This window comes from Phaeacidiphilus oryzae TH49 (assembly GCF_000744815.1).
GTDB classification, from domain to species: Bacteria; Actinomycetota; Actinomycetes; order Streptomycetales; family Streptomycetaceae; genus Phaeacidiphilus; species Phaeacidiphilus oryzae.
Window position 1 is genome coordinate 5,423,896 of the sequence record NZ_JQMQ01000005.1, and the last position, 20,566, is coordinate 5,444,461.

General features: G+C 73.8%; 14 protein-coding genes and 2 pseudogenes. 10 read left to right on the top strand and 6 right to left on the bottom strand.

Going from position 1 to position 20,566, the window contains the following annotated elements:
- Nucleotides 1-66: 66 nt before the first annotated feature.
- A complete protein-coding gene (locus tag BS73_RS27845; protein ID WP_235215566.1) occupies nucleotides 67-1,641 on the bottom strand; it encodes a S53 family peptidase in 1,575 nt (524 codons plus the stop codon).
- A 296-nt stretch (nucleotides 1,642-1,937) separates the two neighbouring features.
- Between BS73_RS27845 and BS73_RS27850 the strand changes: the two genes are divergently transcribed.
- Together BS73_RS27850 and BS73_RS27855 are read left to right on the top strand one after the other, a co-directional pair.
- Entirely contained in the window at nucleotides 1,938-3,758 is a 1,821-nt protein-coding gene (locus tag BS73_RS27850; RefSeq protein WP_051940920.1) for a beta-N-acetylhexosaminidase, read from the top strand.
- A 120-nt stretch (nucleotides 3,759-3,878) separates the two neighbouring features.
- Entirely contained in the window at nucleotides 3,879-5,177 is a 1,299-nt protein-coding gene (locus BS73_RS27855; protein ID WP_051940923.1) for a S53 family peptidase, read from the top strand.
- A gap of 111 nt (nucleotides 5,178-5,288) precedes the next feature.
- On the opposite strand, the gene BS73_RS27860 is transcribed toward BS73_RS27855, so the two are convergent.
- Together BS73_RS27860 and BS73_RS27865 are read right to left on the bottom strand one after the other, a co-directional pair.
- The gene (locus tag BS73_RS27860) at nucleotides 5,289-7,262 is read right to left on the bottom strand and encodes a beta-galactosidase (protein WP_037577082.1); all 1,974 of its coding nucleotides are present in this window, start codon (nucleotides 7,260-7,262) and stop codon (nucleotides 5,289-5,291) included.
- 144 nt (nucleotides 7,263-7,406) lie between these two features.
- Complete coding sequence (locus tag BS73_RS27865; RefSeq protein ID WP_037577084.1) at nucleotides 7,407-8,363, bottom strand: alpha/beta fold hydrolase; 957 nt, start codon at nucleotides 8,361-8,363, stop codon at nucleotides 7,407-7,409.
- A gap of 103 nt (nucleotides 8,364-8,466) precedes the next feature.
- Here BS73_RS27865 and BS73_RS27870 point away from each other — a divergent pair, with 103 nt between their 5' ends.
- Nucleotides 8,467-9,165, top strand: a complete 699-nt coding sequence (locus BS73_RS27870) for a TetR/AcrR family transcriptional regulator (protein WP_051940926.1) — start codon at nucleotides 8,467-8,469, stop codon at nucleotides 9,163-9,165.
- Nucleotides 9,166-9,772: 607 nt separating this feature from the next.
- Here BS73_RS27870 and BS73_RS27875 read toward each other — a convergent pair.
- Entirely contained in the window at nucleotides 9,773-10,987 is a 1,215-nt protein-coding gene (locus tag BS73_RS27875) for a lipase family protein (RefSeq protein WP_200886737.1), read from the bottom strand.
- A gap of 302 nt (nucleotides 10,988-11,289) precedes the next feature.
- On the opposite strand from BS73_RS27875, the gene BS73_RS27880 reads away from it, so the two are divergent.
- The 4 genes and pseudogenes from BS73_RS27880 to BS73_RS27895 all read left to right on the top strand — a co-directional run bounded on the left by BS73_RS27880 (nucleotide 11,290) and on the right by BS73_RS27895 (nucleotide 13,244).
- On the top strand, nucleotides 11,290-11,709 hold the full coding sequence (locus BS73_RS27880; protein WP_037577091.1) for a CBS domain-containing protein: 420 nt from the start codon (nucleotides 11,290-11,292) through the stop codon (nucleotides 11,707-11,709).
- 250 nt (nucleotides 11,710-11,959) lie between these two features.
- Nucleotides 11,960-12,367, top strand: a complete 408-nt coding sequence (locus tag BS73_RS27885; protein ID WP_037577094.1) for a hypothetical protein — start codon at nucleotides 11,960-11,962, stop codon at nucleotides 12,365-12,367.
- Nucleotides 12,368-12,512: 145 nt separating this feature from the next.
- Nucleotides 12,513-12,767, top strand: a pseudogene (locus tag BS73_RS27890) (WhiB family transcriptional regulator); the annotation flags it as partial.
- A gap of 75 nt (nucleotides 12,768-12,842) precedes the next feature.
- Entirely contained in the window at nucleotides 12,843-13,244 is a 402-nt protein-coding gene (locus tag BS73_RS27895; RefSeq protein ID WP_037581423.1) for a ChaB family protein, read from the top strand.
- A 239-nt stretch (nucleotides 13,245-13,483) separates the two neighbouring features.
- On the opposite strand, the gene BS73_RS27900 is transcribed toward BS73_RS27895, so the two are convergent.
- Together BS73_RS27900 and BS73_RS27905 are read right to left on the bottom strand one after the other, a co-directional pair.
- The gene (locus BS73_RS27900) at nucleotides 13,484-15,286 is read right to left on the bottom strand and encodes a thiamine pyrophosphate-requiring protein (protein ID WP_037577100.1); all 1,803 of its coding nucleotides are present in this window, start codon (nucleotides 15,284-15,286) and stop codon (nucleotides 13,484-13,486) included.
- A 28-nt stretch (nucleotides 15,287-15,314) separates the two neighbouring features.
- Nucleotides 15,315-16,283, bottom strand: coding sequence for an LLM class F420-dependent oxidoreductase (locus tag BS73_RS27905; protein WP_037577103.1), 969 nt, complete (start codon nucleotides 16,281-16,283; stop codon nucleotides 15,315-15,317).
- Nucleotides 16,284-16,438: 155 nt separating this feature from the next.
- Between BS73_RS27905 and BS73_RS27910 the strand changes: the two are divergent.
- The 3 genes and pseudogenes from BS73_RS27910 (at nucleotide 16,439) to gvpJ (ending at nucleotide 20,564) form a co-directional block, all read left to right on the top strand.
- A pseudogene (locus BS73_RS27910) lies at nucleotides 16,439-19,656 on the top strand (FAD-binding and (Fe-S)-binding domain-containing protein).
- A 58-nt stretch (nucleotides 19,657-19,714) separates the two neighbouring features.
- On the top strand, nucleotides 19,715-20,020 hold the full coding sequence (locus tag BS73_RS27915; RefSeq protein ID WP_037577106.1) for a gas vesicle protein GvpO: 306 nt from the start codon (nucleotides 19,715-19,717) through the stop codon (nucleotides 20,018-20,020).
- Nucleotides 20,021-20,078: 58 nt separating this feature from the next.
- The gene (gene gvpJ, locus BS73_RS27920; protein ID WP_084704407.1) at nucleotides 20,079-20,564 is read left to right on the top strand and encodes a gas vesicle protein GvpJ; all 486 of its coding nucleotides are present in this window, start codon (nucleotides 20,079-20,081) and stop codon (nucleotides 20,562-20,564) included.
- Nucleotides 20,565-20,566 lie beyond the last annotated feature (2 nt).

The following is a 20,566-nucleotide window of genomic DNA, read 5'->3' on the forward strand; positions in this document are numbered from 1 at the left end:
TCCGATACGTCGTATCCCGTATACCGGACGGGGCCCGCGGGCCGGATCAGGTGCGTCGGCCGCCGGTCAGAACGCCCCGGTGCCGTTGGGGGTGCCGAGGCCGGTCGGGCCGTCGTAACCGGACTTCGCGGTGCAGAGGTAGCCGCCGCCGCAACTCCCGTTGGAGCCCGAGGTCACGTCGTTCAGCGCCGAGCGGTGGGCGTACGGGTACGCGTTCGGCGTGATCGACCCGGTGTTGCCGGCCAGGGCGTAGACGCTGGCGATGATCGGCGAGGCGGCCGAGGTGCCGCCCACCTGGATCCAGCCGTCGGCGCCCTGGGCGAGCCCGAGGGACAGTAGGGTGTCGCACAACTGCGAGGAGCCGCAGCTGTTGTAGGTGTCGTGGACGGCCACCCCGGTGTTGGGGTCGGCCACCGCGGACACGTCCGCGACCGTGCGCTTGGCGCAGCCGCTGTCGGTCTGGAAGCTCGGCTTCGCCTCGTACGCCGAGCAGCCGGAGCCCGCGCCGGACCAGGCGGTCTCGGTCCAACCGCGGCTGTTGGACGCCTTGTTGAGGCTGGTGCCGCCGACGCCGGTGACGTTCGGCGAGGAGGCCGGCCACTCCACCCCGTAGCCGCCGTCGCCGGAGGAGGCGGTGAAGGCGACCCCCGCGTGCTTGAAGTGGCCGTCGTCGGCGGTGATGGTGGAGTCCTCGCTGCCGCCCCAGCTGTTGGAGACGGCGACGACCCCGGCGTGGCCGGCCGCGGCGTCCTCGGCGGCCATCAGGTCGCCGCTGTTCGCCGAGTTGGCCTCGACCAGCAGGATGTGGCAGTCCGGGCAGGCCGCCGAGACCATGTCCAGGTCGAGCGAGATCTCCTCGGCCCAGCCGTAGTCGCCGGACGGCATCGGCGAGGTGGCGCCCTTCTGGTTGACCTTCGTGAAGCAGCCGTTGGCCGTGGTGCAGGCCGACAGCCCGTACGCCGAGCGGTAGGCGGCGAGGTCGGACTCGGCCTTGGGGTCGTCGAAGGCGTCCACGATGGCGACCGTGCGGCCGCTCCCGGACTTGCCGCTCAGGCCGTAGGCCGAGCGGATCGCGCTCGGGGTGTAGCCGGACGAGGTGGGCGAGCCGGTGGTGGCCGGCCGGGCCGGGCCGCTGGAGGTGCGGACGGTCCGGAACTCGCCGAAGCAGCGGACGCCGTCCGCACCGGACGGCGAGGCGCAGCCGAAGTCAGGGCCGGCGTGCCGGCCGGCCGCGCGGGCGGCGGAGACGGCGGCGAGGACCGGGTCGAGGGTGTGGGAGGCCCGAGTCCCGGCTGTGGTCCGGACGGAGGCGGCGGTGCTCCGCACGGTGGTGCTCTTGGCGGCGGTGCTCTTCCCGGCAATGCTCGTGGCAGAGGTGCCCGCCGTGCCCGAACTCCCGTGGGAGGCGCCACTGCTGGCGCCGGCCAGGGCGGAGACGGCGGAGCTGAGGCCGCCCAGCAGGGACTGCCCGGTCGACGGCTCGGCCGCCTGCGCTCCGGAGGCCAGTCCCCAACTGGCCATGGTGGTGACCGCGACCAGCAGAGCGGCGGCACCCGTCCTGCCGCGGATCCCGCGGATCCCGCGTGGACCCCGTATTCGGCGCTGCCGCCGCTCGGGGCGAGGGGTGTGGCGTCGGTGCATCTTGCCTCCTGGCAGATGGGAGGGGTGGTGCACGAGCTCGATGTTGGGACGATCTCGCCCGGAGATGTTCCTGTCAACGGCGCTACGGTGCAGATAGGTGCGGAATACCGCGGTGAGGTACGGAGGGCACCGAGTGGTGGACGGTGCCTCAGAAACTGTGCCCGATACGAGTTCTGAGCGAAACTGCTCGGACGTGTGGCAGTCTTGACACTTCTGTGCAGGATGAGCAGGCTTCGTGGGGTTGCCGTCCGTTCGGTAAGCGCGGTCATGACTTCCCCACCTGACGGGAGTTGCCGATGAACGTCCCGGACAGATCCTCCGCACCTTCACTTCTCCGCCGCCCACGGCGGCCGCGCCGGCCGGGTCGGGCCGGGTTCCCGAGGAGCCTCGCCGCCGCGGTCGGCGCGCTGGCCCTGATCGGCACCTTCGGCGGTGCCGCCGCCGCCTCCACACCGGCCCCCGGCGGCGCCGGCTCGGGCCCGGCCGCCTCCTCCGGCGCCGTACCGCCGGTCGTCCCGCAGCCGGTGAGCGAGCGGCCGGGCGGCGGGCCGGCCTTCCGGCTGACCGCCCGCACCGAACTGGTGACCGTCGCCGGCGATCCGCGCACCCGGCAGGTGGCGGACTACCTCGCCGGGCTCCTCGCCCCCGCCACCGGCTTCCACCTGCGCACCGCCGACCGGCCGTCCGCCGCCGCGGCCCCGGCGGACGCCCTGGTCCTGGACCCGCACGGCCCGGCCGCCCTCGGCGCCGAGGGCTACACCCTGAACGCCTCGGCCGGCGCCGTACGGCTCACCGCCCACGGCGCCGAGGGGCTCTTCCGCGGTGTTCAGACCCTGCGCCAACTGCTGCCCGCCGCAGTGGAGTCGGCCACCGTCCAGCCCGGGCCGTGGACCGTACCGGCGGTGCGCATCGCCGACCGGCCCCGGTACGGCTACCGGGGCGCGATGCTGGACGTCGGCCGCCGCTTCTTCCCGGTCAAGGACGTCGAGCGGTACATCGACCAGGCCGCCGCGTACAAGATGAACACCCTCCACCTGCATCTGACCGAGGACCAGGGCTGGCGGATCGCCATCGGCGCCATCCCGAGCCTGACCGCGATCGGCGCCTCCACCCAGTCCGGCTGGACCGGCGGCACCGACTGGTACTACACCGCCGCGCAGTACCGGCAGATCGTGAACTACGCCAGGTCCCGCTTCATGACGGTGATCCCGGAGATCGACGGGCCCGGCCACACCAGCGCCGCCCTCGCCTCCGTGCCGAACCTGAACTGCGACGACCACACGATCGCGCCGTACTCCGGCTTCGGCGGCGCCAACCTGCGCACCTACTGCCTGAGCGACCCGCAGCACATCGCCAACGTCACCGCCTTCCTCACCACGGTGATGAACACGGTGGCCGGAATGACCCCCGGGCCGGTCATCGACGCCGGCGGCGACGAGGCCGCGGAGGCCACCCAGGCCGAGTACTCGGCGTACGTCGGCGCGGTGGCCAAGGCCGTCGGCGACACCGGGAAGCGGCTGATGGGCTGGCACAACCTGGCCGAGGGCCCGATCCCGGCCGGCACCCTGCTGCAGTACTGGGGCGACGACAACGACCGCAAGACGGTCGGCACCGCCAGCCCCTCCCGGGACATCCAGGACGTCCAGCAGGGCGTGGCCAAGGGCGCCGACTACATCGTCTCCCCAGCCGACCGCTCCTACCTGGACATGCAGTACGACACCTCGACCCCCTACGGCCTCCACTGGGAGGGCTACGTCCCGGTGGAGCGCGCCTACGACTGGGACCCGACGACGGCCACCGCCAAGCCGGACGGCACCGGCTCGGTGATCCCCGCCGACCGGATCGAGGGGGTGGAGGCCGCGCTCTGGTCCGACCGCGCGTACTACGGCAGCAACCAACTGCCCACCTCCACCTCGCAGTTCCCGGAGCAGTCGGTGTACGCGGACTTCATGGTCTACCCGCGGCTTCCGGCCGTCGCCGAGATCGGCTGGTCGCCGCTCTCCACCCACGACTGGGACACCTTCAAGCTGCGGCTGGCCGCCCAGGGCCCGCGCTGGAACGCGGCCGGCATCGGCTACTACCGGGCGCCGGGGGTGCCGTGGCCCAGCGGGAGCTGACGGCCCCGCCGAGTGGGCGACCGATGGCCACAGGCCATTGACGTGGTGTTAAGGCGGTCTTAAGCGTCCTCCGGGCAGGCTGGGGCCGCCTTTCCGTGCGACTTCCAGACAGGAGAGCCCATGCCGTCGAGCAAGCCGGAGAGTACGCCGCCGACCTCTTCCGGGGCCCGGCACCGGAACCGTGCCAGGCGGCGGACGGCGCTCGCCGTGGCCACGGCCGGCGCGCTCGCCGTCACCGGCTACGGGGTGCTCGCCCAGGCCGACGCGGCGACCACCACGGCGGCCACCGCCTCCGGCACCGCGGCCACCGCCTCCGGCACCGCGGTCGCCCGGGCCTGCGCGGCCTCCGGCACGCCCGGGGTGATGTCCTGCAACGCCGAGCGGGTCACCAGCGTCCGGGGCCGGAGCACCGCGCTGCGCGGGGTGCAGCGGAGCGCGGCCCCGTCCGGGCTCGCCCCCGCCGACCTGCGCGGCGCCTACAAGCTCCCGGCCGGCGGCGGTGCCGGACAGACCGTCGCCATCGTGGACGCCTACAACGACCCCAAGGCCGAGTCCGACATGGCCACCTACCGCTCCCAGTACGGCCTCGCCGCCTGCAGCAAGGCGAGCGGCTGCTTCAAGCAGGTGAGCCAGACCGGCTCCACCACCGCGCTGCCGAAGAACGACACCGGCTGGGCCGGCGAGATATCCCTCGACCTGGACATGGTCTCGGCGATAGCCCCGAAGGCGCACGTCGTCCTGGTCGAGGCGAAGAGCGCGAACATGTCCGACCTGGGCGCGGCGGTCGACCAGGCGGTCAAGATGGGCGCGAAGTACGTCTCCAACAGCTACGGCGGCGGCGAGTCCTCCTCCGACGCCTCCTACGACAGCGCCTACTTCGACCACCCGGGCGTGGCGATCACCGCCTCGGCCGGCGACTCCGGCTACGGGGCCCAGTACCCGGCCGGCTCGAAGTACGTCACCGCGGTCGGCGGCACCAGCCTCAAGAAGGCCTCCAACGCCCGGGGCTGGACCGAGAGCGCCTGGTCCGGCACGGGCTCCGGCTGCTCGGCCGACGACGCCAAGCCGAGCTGGCAGAAGGACACCGGCTGCGCCAAGCGGAGCATCGCCGACGTCTCGGCGGTCGCCGACCCGGCCACCGGCGTGGCGGTGTACCAGACCTACGGCGCCTCCGGCTGGTCGGTCTACGGCGGGACCTCGGCCTCCTCGCCGATCATCGCCGGCGTCTACGCCCTGGCCGGCTCGCCGGGCAGCGCCGTACCGGCCGCCGACCCGTACGCCCACCCCTCGGCGCTGTTCGACGTGGCCTCGGGTTCCAACGGCTCCTGCTCGACCGCGTACCTCTGCTCGGCGGGTGCCGGGTACGACGGCCCGACGGGGCTGGGGACGCCCGACGGCACGGCGGCGTTCGCGGGCTGAGGCGGGGGCGGTCCGCCGGGCCGCCGGGCCGCCGTTCTGCTCGTCCGCGGCTCTGCCGGCCGGAGGCGCGGCCCCGCCCCGGTGGTTCGGGGCGGGGCCGCGCCCGGCCGGTCAGCCCAGGGTGTCCGCCAGGGTCACCGGCGCGGAGGCGGTGCGGTGGAGGTCCAGCACGAGGATCTCGTTCGCGCCCGGGCGCAGCCACTCCGCCGGGCAGTAGAGGCGGTGCTGCGGCCCGGTCTCCCAGTAGCGGCCCAGGTTGTGGCCGTTCACCCAGACCGCCCCCTTGGCCCAGGCGCTCATGTCCAGGTAGGTGTCCGCGACCTGGCGGGGGCTCAGGGACAGCAGGCCGCGGAAGAACAGTCCGGGCCGGGAGGGGTCGCCGATCACCGGCCTGAGGCCGGCCACCCACTCCTCGTCCATCGGCAGCTGGTACATGGTCCAGCCGCTCAGCGCCGCACCGTCCAGGGCGACCTGCCCGGTGATCCCCTTCCGGTCCACCAGGCCGTGGCCGTAGTTGATGTGGCCCATCCCCTCGACCAGCAGGTCCAGCACCGATCCGGCGCCGACCTGGCCCACCGCCAGCGGTGCGCCGCCGGCCACCAGCCCGCGGGCGGCGGCCACCGCCGCCGGGACCGCCGGGCGGGCCACCCCGCCGGCGTACCGGCCGTCGACGAAGACCGTCGCGTAGTCGTGGACGCCCTGGGCGACCAGGCTGCCGGCGCCGGCGCCGGCGCTCGCGCCTGCCTCCGCCTCCGCCTCCGCGTCCGTGGTGCGGTGCCGGTAGACCGCGAAGCCCTGCACCTGGCCGTGGTACTCGTACGGTTCCGGCCCGCCGGAGAGCCGGGTCACGGCGCTCGCCCGCTCCAGGTTGTCCCAGAGCGAGGCGTACGGCCGCGGTGTGCAGCTCAGCCCGGAGACGGTGGGCACCGGGGCCGGGACCGGCGGCAGCGGCCCCACCCCGGCGTAGCCGCCGATCAGCGCGCGATAGGCGTCGTACCGCGGGCCCTTCCGGCCCTGTTCGGTGATCGGCGCGCAGTAGTCGTAACTGGTGATGTCCGGCTGGTAGTCGGACCCGTCGTTGCTCGCGTTGGCGCCGGCCCACCAGCCGAAGCTGGTGCCGCCGTGCGCCATGTAGAGGTTGAACGAGAGGCCGCCGTCCATCAGCGCCCGCAGGTCCCCGGTGACGTCCGAGTCGGCGCCCTGGAAGCCGTCGTCCCCCCAGTGGGTGAGCCAGCCCGGGTAGAGCTCGCCGGCCATCGCCGGAACGGTCGGGAACGCCTTCCTGGCCTGGGCGATGGAGGCGGCGTCGCCGCCGCTCAGGCCGATGGCGCCGCCCGGGGTCTCGGTGTGGTTGGCCTCCAGCTGGCCGAGGCCGTCCTCGGTGTAGAACGGGCCGGTGATCCCGTTGTCCTCCCAGGCCTGGCGGACCTCGGCGACATAGGCCGCGTCGTTCCCGTAGGAGCCGTACTCGTTCTCGACCTGGAGCATCAGCACCGGGCCGCCGTTCGCCGCGAACAGCGGCCGCACCTCCGCCGCCAGTGCGGCGATGTACCGCCGGGCCGCGGCCATGTAGTGCGGGTCCTGGCCGGAGTCGGTGCGCAGCCGGATGTCCGGGTACCGCAGCAGCCAGGCGGGGATCCCGCCGAGGTCCCACTCGCCGCAGACGTAGGGGCCGGGGCGCAGCAGCACCCACATCCCCTCGGCCTGGCAGAGCCGGATGAACCCGGCGATGTCGCGGTTGCCGGTCCGGAAGTCGAAGTGGCCCTCGCGGTACTCGTGGTAGTTCCACATCACGTACAGCGAGACGGTGTTGAGGCCCATCGCCTTCGCCATCCGGATCCGCTGCCGCCAGTAGGGCACCGGGATGCGGGAGGGGTGGATCTCCCCGCTGCGGATCTGGAAGGGCTTGCCGTCCAGCAGGAAGGCGCTGCCGTCGGGGGCGAAGCCGAAGCTGTGGCCGGAGGCGGACGGGGTCTGGGCGGCGGCCCCCGCGTTCCGGGCCTCCGCGTTCTGCGAGAGCGCCATCGCGGTGAGCGGGGCGATCACGCCGAGCGCACCGATCTGCACGAACCGACGCCGTTCCATCTGAACTCCCTAGGGCCGCAAGGATGGGGCAGCTGTTGCAGGGGGACTCCCCTGCGAAGCTAGCGGGAGCCGGACTGCCTGTCCATGAGCGAAACGGGGTCAGTTCGCGCAACTTCGCGCATCAGTGGGGCGGCTGACCGTCTGTCAGCCGGGGCTGCCCGGGTCCGCCCGGCGCCGCCCGGCCGCCTCCGCGACCTCCGCCACCTCGCGGGCGTACTCCCGGCAGAGCGCGGGCGGGATCGCATGGCCGGCGCCGGGGAACACCCGCAGCCGGGCGTCCGGCGCCGCGGCGGCCGTCGCGCGGGCCGCCGAGACCCGGAGCACCGGGTCCGCCTCCCCGTGGAGCACCAGTGCCGGCATCGCCAGCTCCGCGAGGCGCGGACCCGACCAGGGCGCGCCGATCTGCGGGCCCTGGGCCTCGGACTCGCGGAAGGTCCGGATGCCGTGGGCACGGTCGGCGGCCACGGCGGCCCGCGCCCCCTCCTCGTCGACCGGGTACCCGGGGGTGGCGAGCAGTCGGCTCACCGCCAGGCCGAGGGCCAGGTCGCCGTCCGGCCCCTCGGGGGCGCGCAGCCGCGCCGAGCGCAGGACGAAACCCGGCCGCACATGGCGGAGCTGGGCCAGACCGCGGACGTCGCTCGGCAGGGCGCCGGAGCTGGTGACCGAGATGACCCGCTGCGGGTGGCGGAGGGCGATCCGCTGCGCCAGCAGTCCGCCCATCGAATGGCCGAAGACGTGCGTCCGGCGCCGGCCGAGGGCGTCCAGGACGGCGACGGCGTCGTCCGCCATGTCCTCGGCGGTGTAGGCGGGCCGGCGCTTGCTGAGCAGCCGGCCGATCGGGCCGCGGCCGTCTGTGCCGCGGCCGTCTCTGCCGCGGCCGTCCGGGGCGGCCGGCACCCGGTCGGACTCGCCGGCGTCCCGCTGGTCGTAGGCCACCACGTGGAAGCCGAGGTCGAGCAGTCCCGACACCAGCTCCCGCGGCCACCAGAACCGGGACGCGCCGAGGCCCATCACCAGCAGCAGTGGCTCCCCGCCGGCACCGCCGAGGTCCTGGTAGGCGATCCGGACGCCGCCGTTCTCGGTGAAGCGTGTCTCGGACATGGTCGTCTCCCGTCGGCCCTCAAGCGTTTGCGAACGCTGTACGCGAACCCTATGCGGACGAGTACGCTGTTCGCAAACAACGCGAGAGGAAGCGCCGCGCGCCATGCCCCCTGAGTCCCCCGACTCCTCCCCCTCCTCCCTTTCGGCCGCGCCGCTCCCGATCTGGCTCCGCCCCGAGCGGGCCGCCACCGGCCGCCCGGCGGAGCGCAGCCGCGCCGAGATCACCGCCGCGGCGATCGCCCTCGCCGACGAGGAGGGGCTGGAGGCGGTGACCATGCGCCGGGTCGCCGCCCGGCTGGGCACGGGCGCGGCCTCGCTCTACCGCTACGTCGCCAACCGCGACGATCTCCTCGACCTGATGACGGACGAGGTGGCCGCCGAGTACGACCTGCCGGCCGAGCCGAGCGGGGACCCGGTCGCCGATCTGGTCGGAATCGCGCTCCAGGCAAGGGAACTGATGCTCCGTCACCGCTGGCTGGGACCGCTGGTGGTGGCCCGGCCGGTGCTCGGGCCGAACGCGGCGGCGCTGATGGAACGGGCGCTGGGCTACCTCAGCGGACGGGCGGGCCCGGACGGGGCGAAGCTGGAGGCGTTCGCGCTGGTGCAGGCGAACACCGCGCTGCTGGTCCAGACCGAGCTGGGACTGGCCGGCCGGCTCGACCCCCGCTACCTCGCCACGCTGGCCGCCTCACCGGACCACCCCCACCTGGCCGCGGCGCTGGCGGCCGCCGCCCCACGCCCACCCGCCGACCTCCACTTCCAAACGGTGATGACCCGCCTGATCCGAGGCCTCCTCTCATAGCCGAGCGGCTGCGGCGCCGCAGTCGGCTGCGGAGCTCGGGTTGCAGCGCAGGGTCCGTTGCGGCCTGCGGCGCCGTTCGCGGCGGTGGCTTCTCGCGCCCCTTGAGTCGCTGCGTGTCTCGGCGCCCGGCGGGGTGGTTTCAGGGGCGCGGGGAACTGCGCGGCCGAGCGGCTGCGGCGCCGCGGTCGGCTTCGGAGGCCGGGTTGCAGCCCAGGCGCCGTTGCCGCGTGCGGCGCTGTTGGTGGCGGGCCGCGCAGTTCCTCGCGCCCCTTGGGTCGCTGCGCGTCTTGGCGCCCGGCGGGGTTGTTTTAGGGGCGCGGGGAACTGCGCGGCCGAGCGGCTGCGGCGCCGCGGTCGGCTTCGGGGCTTGGGTTGCAGCTCAGGGGCCGTTGCCGTCTGCGGCGCTGTTGGTGGCGGGCCGCGCAGTTCCCCGCGCCCCTTGAGTCGCTGCGCGCCTCGGCGCCCGCAGGGAGTTGCGCGGCCGAGCGGCTGCGGAGCCGCAGACGGCAGCGGCCCCTGGGTTGCAGCCCGGCTGCCGTTGCCCTCTGTGGCGCCGTTCGCGGCGGGGTTCCTCGCGCCCCTTGAATCGCTGCGCGACTCGGCGCGCTCAGAAGTGGTTGGACAGGAACTGCAGGGCGTCGTTCATGCGGAGGACGGCTTCCTCGGCGTGCTCGCCGACCGGGTCGCGGACCTCGGTCACCTGCGCGCCCTCCGCGCGCCACGCCGCGACCGTCGCGTCGTCCTGGGCGACCGGCACGATCTCGTCGGTGACCGCGTGGTAGTCGTAGACGGGGGTCGCGGGGGCCGCCCCGCCCATCGCATTCTCCTGGAGCACCCGCGCGGTGTTCGGCTGCGAGAGCGGGTCCGCGACGGTGGTGTAGCCGGAGAGCTTCTTGAAGGCGAACTCCGCCAGCAGCGTGCTGGTGCACTGGTTGTCCGCGGCCGCCATCGCCGCCCGCCCGGATGAGTTGAGCATCCGGGCGATCCCGGACTCCGGGTACTCCTTCTGGTAGCTCAGGGCGGCGGCCATCTCGAACCCGGCGAACGGGCCGCCGTCCAGGTAGCGGGCCACGGCGGCCGGCACCGCCGGCATCCCGCCCACGGCGGCCGCCGCCAGCTTCACGTCCGGCGCGTACCGCGGCTGGAGCTGCGCGGCCCAGCCGGTGGCCTCCGCCCCGCCCGAGTAGCCGTTGAGTCCGACCGGGTTGGCCCTGCCGATGCCGTCCCGGTCGAAGTTCCGCACCGCGCGGAGCCCGTCCAGCACCGCGTGCGCGGCCTGGATCCCGGCCATGAAGACGGACTTCGGTCCCTCGAAGTCCGGCATGGCCACCGCCCATCCGCGGGCCAGCGCCGGCGCGACGAAGGCCTCGTACTCCACGGCGCTGGAGCCGCCGGAGGCGACCTGGTACGAGGGCGCGCACTGGGTGCCGGTGGAGTCCTCCGGCTGCTGGACCGAGAGCACCGGACGCGCGCCCGCCCCGCCCCACGCCGCCGCGGGCACGATCAGGGTGGTGACGGCCAGCTCGGGCCGGTTGTGGGAGTCGTTCGTCCGGTACGAGATCTGCCAGGCCTGGATCTGGTCGGCGGCGAGTCCCAGCCCGGCGGGCGCCACCGGCCGGGTAGCGACGATCGCCCCGGAGCGGTAGGAGCCGATGTTCGCCGGGGCCTGGTAGAAGGGGTCCTGGTCCGGCGGGACCGACCCCGCGGCGAGCGTCGAGGTCGAGGAGGCCCCGGCCGCCCCCGCCGCTCCCGCCGGCGCGGCCACCGCCCCCGGCGCCGCCGCCAGCACCATCGCGACGGCGGCCGCGACGGCAGCGGCCACTCCGGCCCCGCCCCGCACCGACGCCAACACCGTCGCCGTCGCCGACGCCCTTCGGCTCCCCGCCGTCCCGCCCCGCAACACGCTGCGCCCCATCGCGCCCTCCCGTTTGTTACTTACCGGAAAGTAGTTGACCGTCCCTCAGAACTCTGCCCCGACCAGGGGCCCCAGGCATACCCCCGTGCAGCACCTTGGTCAGGGAGGCCGGAGATCGGCCGGTAGCGGGGACGGTCGCGTTTTGTCCGGCAGGCGGGTGGAAGGCGCCCGGTACGAACGCATCCGATTCGCCGGAAGAGGTACGGACGATGGCACAGACCGTAGCGGAGGTCATGACGAGGCAGCCGGCCACGGTCGGCAGGGACGACACCGTCGCCAAGGCCGCGCAGCTGATGCGCGAGTACGGGACCGGCGATGTCCTGGTCGTCGATGGCGGGTCGCTGGTCGGCATCGTGACCGACAGGGACATCGTCACCCGGGTGGTGGCGGAGAACGGCGGCTCCAGCGAGCCGGTCAGCAAGGCCTGCAGCAGTGCGGGGATCGCCTCCATCGGCTCCACGGCCGATGTCGAGCAGGCCGTCGCGCTGATGCGGGACAAGGCCGTGCGGCGGCTGCCCGTGGTCGACAACGGCAAGCCGGTCGGCGTGGTGAGCCTCGGCGACCTGGCGATCGAGCGCGATCCGAGGTCCGGCCTGGCCGACATCTCCTCCGCGCCGCCGAACAGCTGAGCCGGCCGAACAGCTGAGCCGGCGGACGGCGGACCGACCGCCGACGCCGCCGTGAGAACCGCGGGCCCGTCCCGGAAGCCGTCGCAGGCCGCCGGGGCGGGCCCGTCCGCAGGTCCGGCCGCCGGGCCGGGCCGGACCGGGCCCGGCGAACGGTACGTGTCGCCGGGCGGACCGCGGGTAACCGCGAGCGTTGACTGCTAGGTAGGGAGACACTGTGGGCACCCCAGGCGAACGACAGAGCAGGGTCGGTGTGCAGCTGAGCGACTGCGCGCCGGACGACGCGGACGTGGTCTTCCGCGTCCTGGAACGGGCCTTCCCGGAGCCGGAGCACGGTCCCGGCGCGGCCGCAGCGGGCGAGGAGGGAGCGAGGAAGCCCTGCGCGGCGGCGAACAACGCGAACGGCGGGGACGCGGGGGAGCGGACCGTGTGGTCCGGCTCCTTCGACGCCTCCCGGCCCCATCCGCCGCTGGAGCGGTCGGGCGACCTGAGCGGCCGGGTGACCGCGGACCTGGTCGGCCCGCCGAACGGGGTCGACGAGCTGCTGTCGGCGCTCAGCAGCGCTTTCCGGATCAACGACATCGGCCGGGCGTCCGGGGACCAGGAGGCCGAGCTCACTCTCGTCCTCTCCGCCTTCCCCCCTGGCGAAAGGGCCGCCTGACGCCACATCAGTTCCACCTTTCGGCGGTGTGCGCGGCGGGGCGAGGGGCAGACGCCGGGATGGAGGCCCTTCGCGCGGCCGCGCGGGGGTCTCCGAGCTCGACACAGCGAGAGCGCAGACGAGTCCCCTGGGAAGGAGAGCCCTGATGACCAGCCACCTGCTGCGGCCGCCCGGCCCGCAGGCCGCCTCCTGGAACTGGCAGCTGCACGCGGCCTGCCGGGGCATGGACGTGAACCTGTTCTTCTCCCCCCTCGGAGAGCGCGGCCATGCGAGAGAACGCCGGGAGCGCGAGGCGCGCCGGATCTGCTCCCGCTGCCCCGTCCGCCGCACCTGCGCGGAGTTCGCGGAGGAGGCGGGCGAGCCCTACGGCGTCTGGGGCGGGCTCTCCGAGACCGAGCGCCGGGCGGCGGCCTGAGCGCGGACGCACGACTGACGGGGACACGGACGCGGCACGGATACACCGGAGGTGAGGATGATGCCGGGACGACAGGAGCTTCCCTCGACGCTGGAACGGTCCTCCAAGGAGGCCCAGCGGACCTGGATCAAGGCCCATGACTCGGCGGTCGAGGAGTACGGCGAGGGCGAGCGGTCGCACCGGGTGGCCTATGGCGCGCTCAAGCACAAGTTCGAGAAGGTCGGCGACCACTGGGAGCGCAAGGAGGGCGGCCGGAAGGCGCCGTCGGACTCGCAGTCGGCGCGCCCGCGAGGCCGTGGCGGCCGCTCCGGCGAGGGCGTCGACGAGCAGGCCAGCAAGGAGCATCTGTACGGGATCGCCAAGCGCCTCGGTGTGGAGGGGCGGTCGCGGATGAACAAGGCGGAGCTGCTGAAGGCCGTGCGGAAGGCCAACCGCAGCAGCACCCGCGAGGCGCGCTCGTAGCGGCCCGTACCGGTCGGCGGGGACGCTAGGGCGTCCCCGCCGACTCTTCTGTGCCCGCGGAGACTCGCGAGGACGCGCCCTCAAGTGCCCACCCGCACGCGCGAGCGCCCCGAGCGCCCCCACGTCCCCGCGCGCGGGCCGCGGCGCAGCGGAAGGCCCCGCGACCTCGACGGGTCGCGGGGCCCTCCGCGCGGTGACGGCCGGTCAGAAGCGTTGGCAGGAGCCGGCGGTGGGGGCCGTCAGGAGTCGTCCTCGCCGCGACGGCCGTGGAGGAAGTCCTGGATCTTGGCCTTGGCGCCCTGCTTGATCACATGCCCCCGGTCCGAGTCCCCGTGCAGCAGCGAGGACGCGGTGGCCTCGATCTGGTCCCAGGTGGCGTGCGGCGGGATCGGCGGCACCGCGGGGTCGGTGAGGACGTCCAGTACGCACGGCCGGTCGGACTCCAGCGCGGCCCGCCAGGCCGGTTCGACCTCCTCCGGCTTCTCCACCCGGATGCCGTGCAGCCCGAGCCCGCGCGCGAAGTCCGCGTACCGCACGTCCGGGAGCTGCTGCGAGGGCAGGAACTGCGGGGAGCCGGACATCGAGCGCATCTCCCAGGTCACCTGGTTGAGGTCCTGGTTGTTGAGGACGCAGACGACCAGCCGCGGGTCCCTCCACTCCTGCCAGTACTTGCCCACGGTGATCAGCTCGGCCAGCCCGTTCATCTGCATGGCCCCGTCTCCCACCAGGGCGATCGCCGGCCGGTCCGGGCAGCTGAACTTGGCGCCGATGGCGTACGGCACGCCCGGGCCCATGGTGGCCAGGGTGCCGGAGAGGGAGCCGTTGATCCCCTCGCGGATCCGCAGGTGGCGGGCGTACCAGTTGGCGGCAGAGCCGGAGTCCGCGGTGATGATCGCCCGGCCGGGCAGCAGCCCGTCCAGGACGTGGACGGCGTACTCCGGGTTGATCGGGTCGGCCTCCACCGAGGCCCGCCGCTTCATCACCTCCCACCAGCGGGAGTTGTTCTGCTCGATCTTCTCCCGCCAGCCCCGGTCCTCCTTGCGGGAGAGCAGCGGCAGCAGCCGGCGGAGGGTCTCCCGGGCGTCGCCGACCAGGTTGACCTCGAAGGGGTAGCGCATCCCGATCCGGCCCGGATCGATGTCGATCTGCACGGCCCTGGCCTGCCCGAATTCCGGCAGGAACTGCGAGTAGGGGAAGGACGAGCCGATCACCAGCAGGGTGTCGCAGTCCTTCATCAGCTCGTAGGTGGGGCGGGTGCCGAGGAGCCCGGAGGCGCCGGTGACGAACGGCAGGTCGTCCGGCAGGACGTCCTTGCCGAGCAGCGCCTTGGCCACGCCGGCGCCCAGCACCTCGGCCGTCTCGATGAGCTCGGCGGAGGCGCCGCGGGCGCCCTGGCCGGCCAGGATGGCCACCTTGGAGCCGGAGTTGAGCACCTCGGCCGCGCGGGCCAGGTCGTCCTCGTGGGGGACGTAGGCGGAGCCGGAGAAGCCCAGGCTGGAGGGGACCATCTTGAACGCGTGGGTGGGCGCCGAGTACTCCAGGTCCTGGACGTCGGCGGGCACGATCACGGCGGTGACGGTCTTGCGGGCCTGGGCGATCCGCATCGCCCGGTCCAGCACGTTGGGCAGCTGCTCAGGGGTGGTCACCAGCTGGCAGTACTCCGAGGCCACGTCCTTGTAGAGGTTGGGCAGGTCGACCTCCTGCTGGTACGAGCCGCCGATCGCGGTCTGGGCGGTCTGCCCGACCAGCGCGACCACCGGGACGTGGTCGAGCTTGGCGTCGTAGAGGCCGTTGAGGAGGTGGATCGCGCCGGGGCCCGAGGTGGCCGCGCAGACGCCCACCCGGCCGGAGAACTTGGCGTAGCCGACCGCTTCGAAGGCGGCCATCTCCTCGTGCCTGGCCTGGATGAAGCGCGGCTGGTCACCTGCCCGCTCCCAGGCGCTGAGCAGGCCGTTGATGCCGTCGCCCGGATAGCCGAAGACGTAGTCGACGTCCCACTCGCGCAGGCGTCGGAGAATGAAGTCGGAGACCTGTTCGGACATCTGACACCTCGTCAGTTCGTGGGACGGTTCAGGCGCCGGCCGGCTCGCGGAGCCGGGGCAGCACCTCGGTGCGGTAGCAGTCGAAGAAGCCCTGCTGGTCGGGGCCGATCTGGCCGACGTAGACCTCGTCGAATCCGGCGTCGGCGTACGCCCGCAGCGCGGCGACGTGGTCCTCGGGATCGGGCCCGCAGACCACCTGCTCGGCCGTCATCTCCTCGGTGACCAGCGTGGCGGCCTGCTCGAAGTGGCGGGGCACCGAGAGCACCTGGTTGAGCTCCCCGGGCAGCTGCTCGGTGGCCCAGCGCTGGTGGGCGGTCCGCAGCGCCTCGCCGCGGTCCCGGCCCCAGCAGACCTTGAGCCCGCCGACCACCGGCCTTCCGGCGCCGCCGGACTTGTGGAAGCGCTCGATCAGCTCGGTGTCCGGGCCCATCGTGACGAAGCCGTCGCCCAGCCGTCCGGCCAGCTCCGCGGCCTGCGGGCCGAAGCCGGAGACCAGGATCGGCGGGGGCTCCTCCGGAACGGTGTAGAGCCTGGCGTTCTCCACGGTGTAGTGCTTGCCGCGGTGGCTGTACTCCTCGCCGGTCCACAGCCGGCGGATGATCTGCAGTGCCTCCTCCAGCATCTCCAGGCGCTCCGGGGCGGTGGGCCAGCGGTCGCCCAGGATGTGCTCGTTCAGGGCCTCGCCGCTGCCCACCCCGAACCGGAACCGCCCCTCGGTCAGCACCGCCGAGGTGGCGGTGGCCTGGGCCAGCACCGCGGGATGGATCCGCACGGTGGGGCAGGTGACGAAGGTGGTCACGGGGAGCGAGGTGGCCTGCGACAGTGCGCCGATCATCGACCAGACGAAGGGGCTGCTGCCCTGTGCTTCGTTCCACGGGTGGTAGTGGTCGGAGATCGCCAGATAGTGGAATCCGGCCTGTTCGGCAAGTCGGGCCTGGGTCAGCAGCTCCTCCGGGGTGAACTCCTCGCAGGAGAGGAAGTACCCGTATCCGGTCATGCGGTCTCTGCCCTCCGGGCGCTCGGGTGGTTCTGGGAGGTTTCCGTCAGTCGGCGTCTGACCGCTCGGTACGGATGGAAACGTGAGTGGGCCCGGGCTCGGCGGGGCATGCGCCCCGGCGCGCGGAGCTGGCGGAGAGACGAAGGGTGACGCTGATGGCGACGACGGAGGATCGGCGGGAGCGGTCGCGGCGGCCGCATCGGCACCGGCGCGGGCGCGGGTACGCCGCGCTGGAGCGGGCCCTGCGGGCACGGGTGGACGGGGAGGTGCGGTTCGACGCGGGCAGCCGGGGCGCCTACGCCACCGACGGCTCCAACTACCGGCAGCCGCCGATCGGCGTCGTCGTCCCGCGCACCGTGGAGGCGGGGGCGGAGGCGGTCGCGGTCTGCGCCGAGTACGACGCCCCGGTGCTCTCCCGCGGCGGCGGCACCAGCCTCGGCGGGCAGTGCACCAACACCGCCGTGGTGATCGACTGGACCAAGTACTGCAACCGGCTGGTCTCGGTGGACGCCGAGCGGCGGCGCTGCGTGGTCGAGCCGGGGCTGGTGCTGGACGAGCTCAACCGGCAGCTCGCCGGGCACGGCCTCAGGTTCGGGCCCAAACCGGCCACCCACAGCCACTGCACGCTGGGCGGGATGATCGGCAACAACTCCTGCGGGGCCTCCGCCCAGGCGTACGGCAAGACCGGGGAGAACGTGCGCCGGCTGGAGGTCCTCACCTACGACGGGCTGCGCACCTGGGTCGGGCCGACCTCCGAGGAGGAGTACCGCCGGATCATCGCCGAGGGGGGCCGCAAGGCCGACCTGTACCGGCGGCTGCACGAGCTGGCCGACCGCTACCTCGCCGACATCCGGCTGGGCTACCCGGACATCCCGCGCCGGGTCTCCGGCTACAACCTGGACGCGCTGCTCCCGGAGAACGGCTTCGACCTGGCCCGCGCCCTGGTCGGCAGTGAGGGGACGCTGGTCACGGTCCTGCGGGCGGAGATCGACCTGGTCCCGGTGCCGGCGGCGGACTGCATGCTGGTGCTCGGCTACCCGGACGTCTACACCGCCGCCGACGACGTGCCGGAGCTGCTCCGGCACAGCGAGCCGGCCCAGCTGGAGGCGCTGGACGACCGGATGACCCAGCTGATGCGCGAGGAGGGCGTCCACCTGGACTCCCTGGACCGGCTGCCGCGCGGCCGAGCCTGGCTGATGCTCCAGTTCACCGGGGACACCGCGGAGGAGGCCGACGGCAAGGCCCGCCGGTTGCTCTCCGCCCTCGGCCGGACCGAGGACGACCCCACCGTCACCTTCTCCGACGACCCGGGCCGCGAGCAGCAGCTGCTCATGGCCCGCGAGGCCGGGCTCGGCGTCACCGCCCGCCCGCCGGACGACCGGGAGACCTGGGAGGGCTGGGAGGACTCCGCCGTACCGCCGGACAAGCTGGGCGGCTACCTCCGCGACCTCCACGCCCTCTTCGACGAGTTCGGCTACGGCCGGTCCGCCCTCTACGGCCACTTCGGGCAGGGCTGCGTCCACACCCGGATCCCGTTCGGGCTGCGGGACGCCGAGGGCGTCGCCCGGTTCCGCCGCTTCCTGGAGCGGGCCGCCGACCTGGTCGCCGGATACGGCGGCTCGCTCTCCGGCGAGCACGGCGACGGCCAGGCCAGGGGAGAGCTGCTGCCCCGCATGTTCGGCCCCGAACTGACCTATGCCTTCGGTGAGTTGAAGGCGGTCTTCGATCCGGGCAACCGGATGAACCCGGGCAAGGTGGCGGCACCGGCCGGGCACGGCTCGTCCGTCCACCGGGTGGACGGCCAGCTGCGGCTGGGCCCCAAGTGGCGGCCCTGGTCCGGGCGGACGTCCTTCGGCTACCCCGAGGACAAGGGCTCCTTCACCCAGGCGGTGCTGCGCTGCGTCGGCATCGGCAACTGCCGCAGCCACCGCGGCGGGGTGATGTGCCCGTCCTACCGGGCGACCGGCGAGGAGGAGCACTCCACCCGCGGCCGGGCCCGGCTGCTCTTCGAGATGCTGGACGGCCCCGGGACGGCCAGGACGGCGGCGCCGCCGAGTCCCCGGTCACCGACGGGTGGCGGTCCACCGAGGTGCGCGACGCCCTCGACCTCTGCCTGGCCTGCAAGGGCTGCAAGTCGGACTGCCCGACCGGGGTCGACATGGCCACCTACAAGGCGGAGTTCCTCTCCCAGCACTACGCCGGGCGGCTGCGGCCGGCCGCGCACTACGCGCTGGGGTGGCTGCCGCTCTGGGCCAGGATGGTCCGGCCGGCCCCGCGGGTCGCCAACGCCCTGCTGCGCGCCCCCGGCCTGGCCCGGATGGGGAAGCTGCTGGCGGGGGTGGACGCCGAGCGCACCGCGCCGCCGTTCCCCGCCGAGTCCTTCCCCGAGTGGTGGGCCCGGCGGCAGCGCTCGGGCGCCCAGCAGCCGCCGCCCCGGCCCGGCGACCCGGACGCGGTGCTGCTGTGGCCGGACACCTTCAGCTCGTACCTCCACCCCGGGGTGGCCCAGGCGGCGGTGCGGGTGCTGGAGGACGCCGGCTACCGGGTGGCCGTACCGGAGGGGCCGGTCTGCTGCGGGCTCACCTGGATCTCCACCGGCCAACTGGATATCGCCAAAAAGGTCCTGACCCACACGCTGGAGCGGCTGCGGCCGTGGATCGAGGCCGGGACGCCGGTGGTCGGGCTGGAGCCGTCCTGCACCGCGGTCTTCCGCTCGGACGCGACCGAGCTGCTGCCGGCCGACCAGGACGCCCACCGGCTGGCCGGCGTCTTCCGCACCTTCGCCGAACTCCTCGACGACCGGGTGCGGGAGGGCGGTTGGCGGCCCCCGCACCTCTCCCGCCCGGCGACCGTGCAGACCCACTGCCACCAGCACGCGGTGCTGGGCTTCGAGGCGGACCGGCGGCTGATGGAGGCCGCCGGGCTCTCCGCCGACGTCCTGGACGAGGGCTGCTGCGGGCTGGCCGGCAACTTCGGCTTCGAACGTGGACACGGCGAACTCTCGTTCCGCATCGGCGAGTTGGGAATGCTGCCGGCGGTCAGGGAGGCCCCGACCGGGGGCCTGGTGCTGGCCGACGGCTTCAGCTGCCGGACCCAGATCGACGAGGCCGGCACCGGCAGGCGGGCCCTCCACCTGGCCGAGGCACTGGATCTCGGGCTGCGTGCGGAAGGACCGCTGCCGGCCCACCGGCCCGAGCGGCTGGCCGACCGGCCGGCCCCGCCCTCCGCCGCCGCCGCGCGCACCGCGACCGCGCTGGCCGCGGCCGCGGGACTGGTGGCGGCGCTGGGTGGCCTGGCCGCGCTCGCGGGCCGCGCCGGGCTGCGACGGAAGGCCCCAACTCCTTTGCGGCACCCGCGTGTGGGCCCGAGGTGACCGGGCAGGCGTACGAGTGAAGTGAACGACCCGTCGAGACAGCGAGGAGACACCGCGCATGGCATCGCGCCCGGCATCGGAATCGGACGACCGAGACCAGCCGCCGCGCATCCAGGCGGCCAAGGCCGTCCGCGCCGCACTCGAGCAGCTCGGCGTCCTGCTGGGACGCGAGCCCGAGGGAGTCTCCGCGCTGGCCCCCCAGGACTCGGGGTGGACCGTCGAGGTGGAGGTCGTGGAGCTGTACCGGGTTCCCGACTCCACCAGTGTGCTGGCCACCTACACCGTCGACCTGGACGGTGACGGGGAGCTCCTGGGGTACCGGCGGGTCCGCCGCTACACCCGCGGACAGGTGAACCGCGACTGAGCGGCGGCACGCACGCGCACATGGCACGACTCGACATGGCATGAGGAGTGGCCAAGGTATGACTCTGACAAGCATGGAGTCCCCCGCCGGCGGCCCGCACCAGAAGACCGACGGCGGACTCTACGACATCCTCGACCTCATCCTGGACCGGGGGCTCGTCATCGACGTCTTCGTCCGGGTGTCGCTGGTCGGCATCGAACTCCTGCGGGTGGACGCCCGCGTGGTGGTCGCCAGCGTCGACACCTACCTCCGCTTCGCCGAGGCCTGCAACCGCCTCGACCTCGAGAACAAGGGCGGCTCCACACTGCCGGAGCTGGTCGGCGAGACCCAGAAGCAGGGCGCCCACGGCAAGACCCAGGGGGCACTGTCCGGAGCGATCGACTCCTTCGCCGAGGCACTCGGCCGGGGCCGGTCGGACGACGACCAGTCCGGCGCGCAGGACTCGGAGCCGGAGCGCGAGCGGGAACGGGAGCCGGTGCAGGCCCGCCGCACCCGCCGCGCGGTCGGCTCCGGGACCTCGTCGAAGGGCAAGGGGGAGAGCTGAGC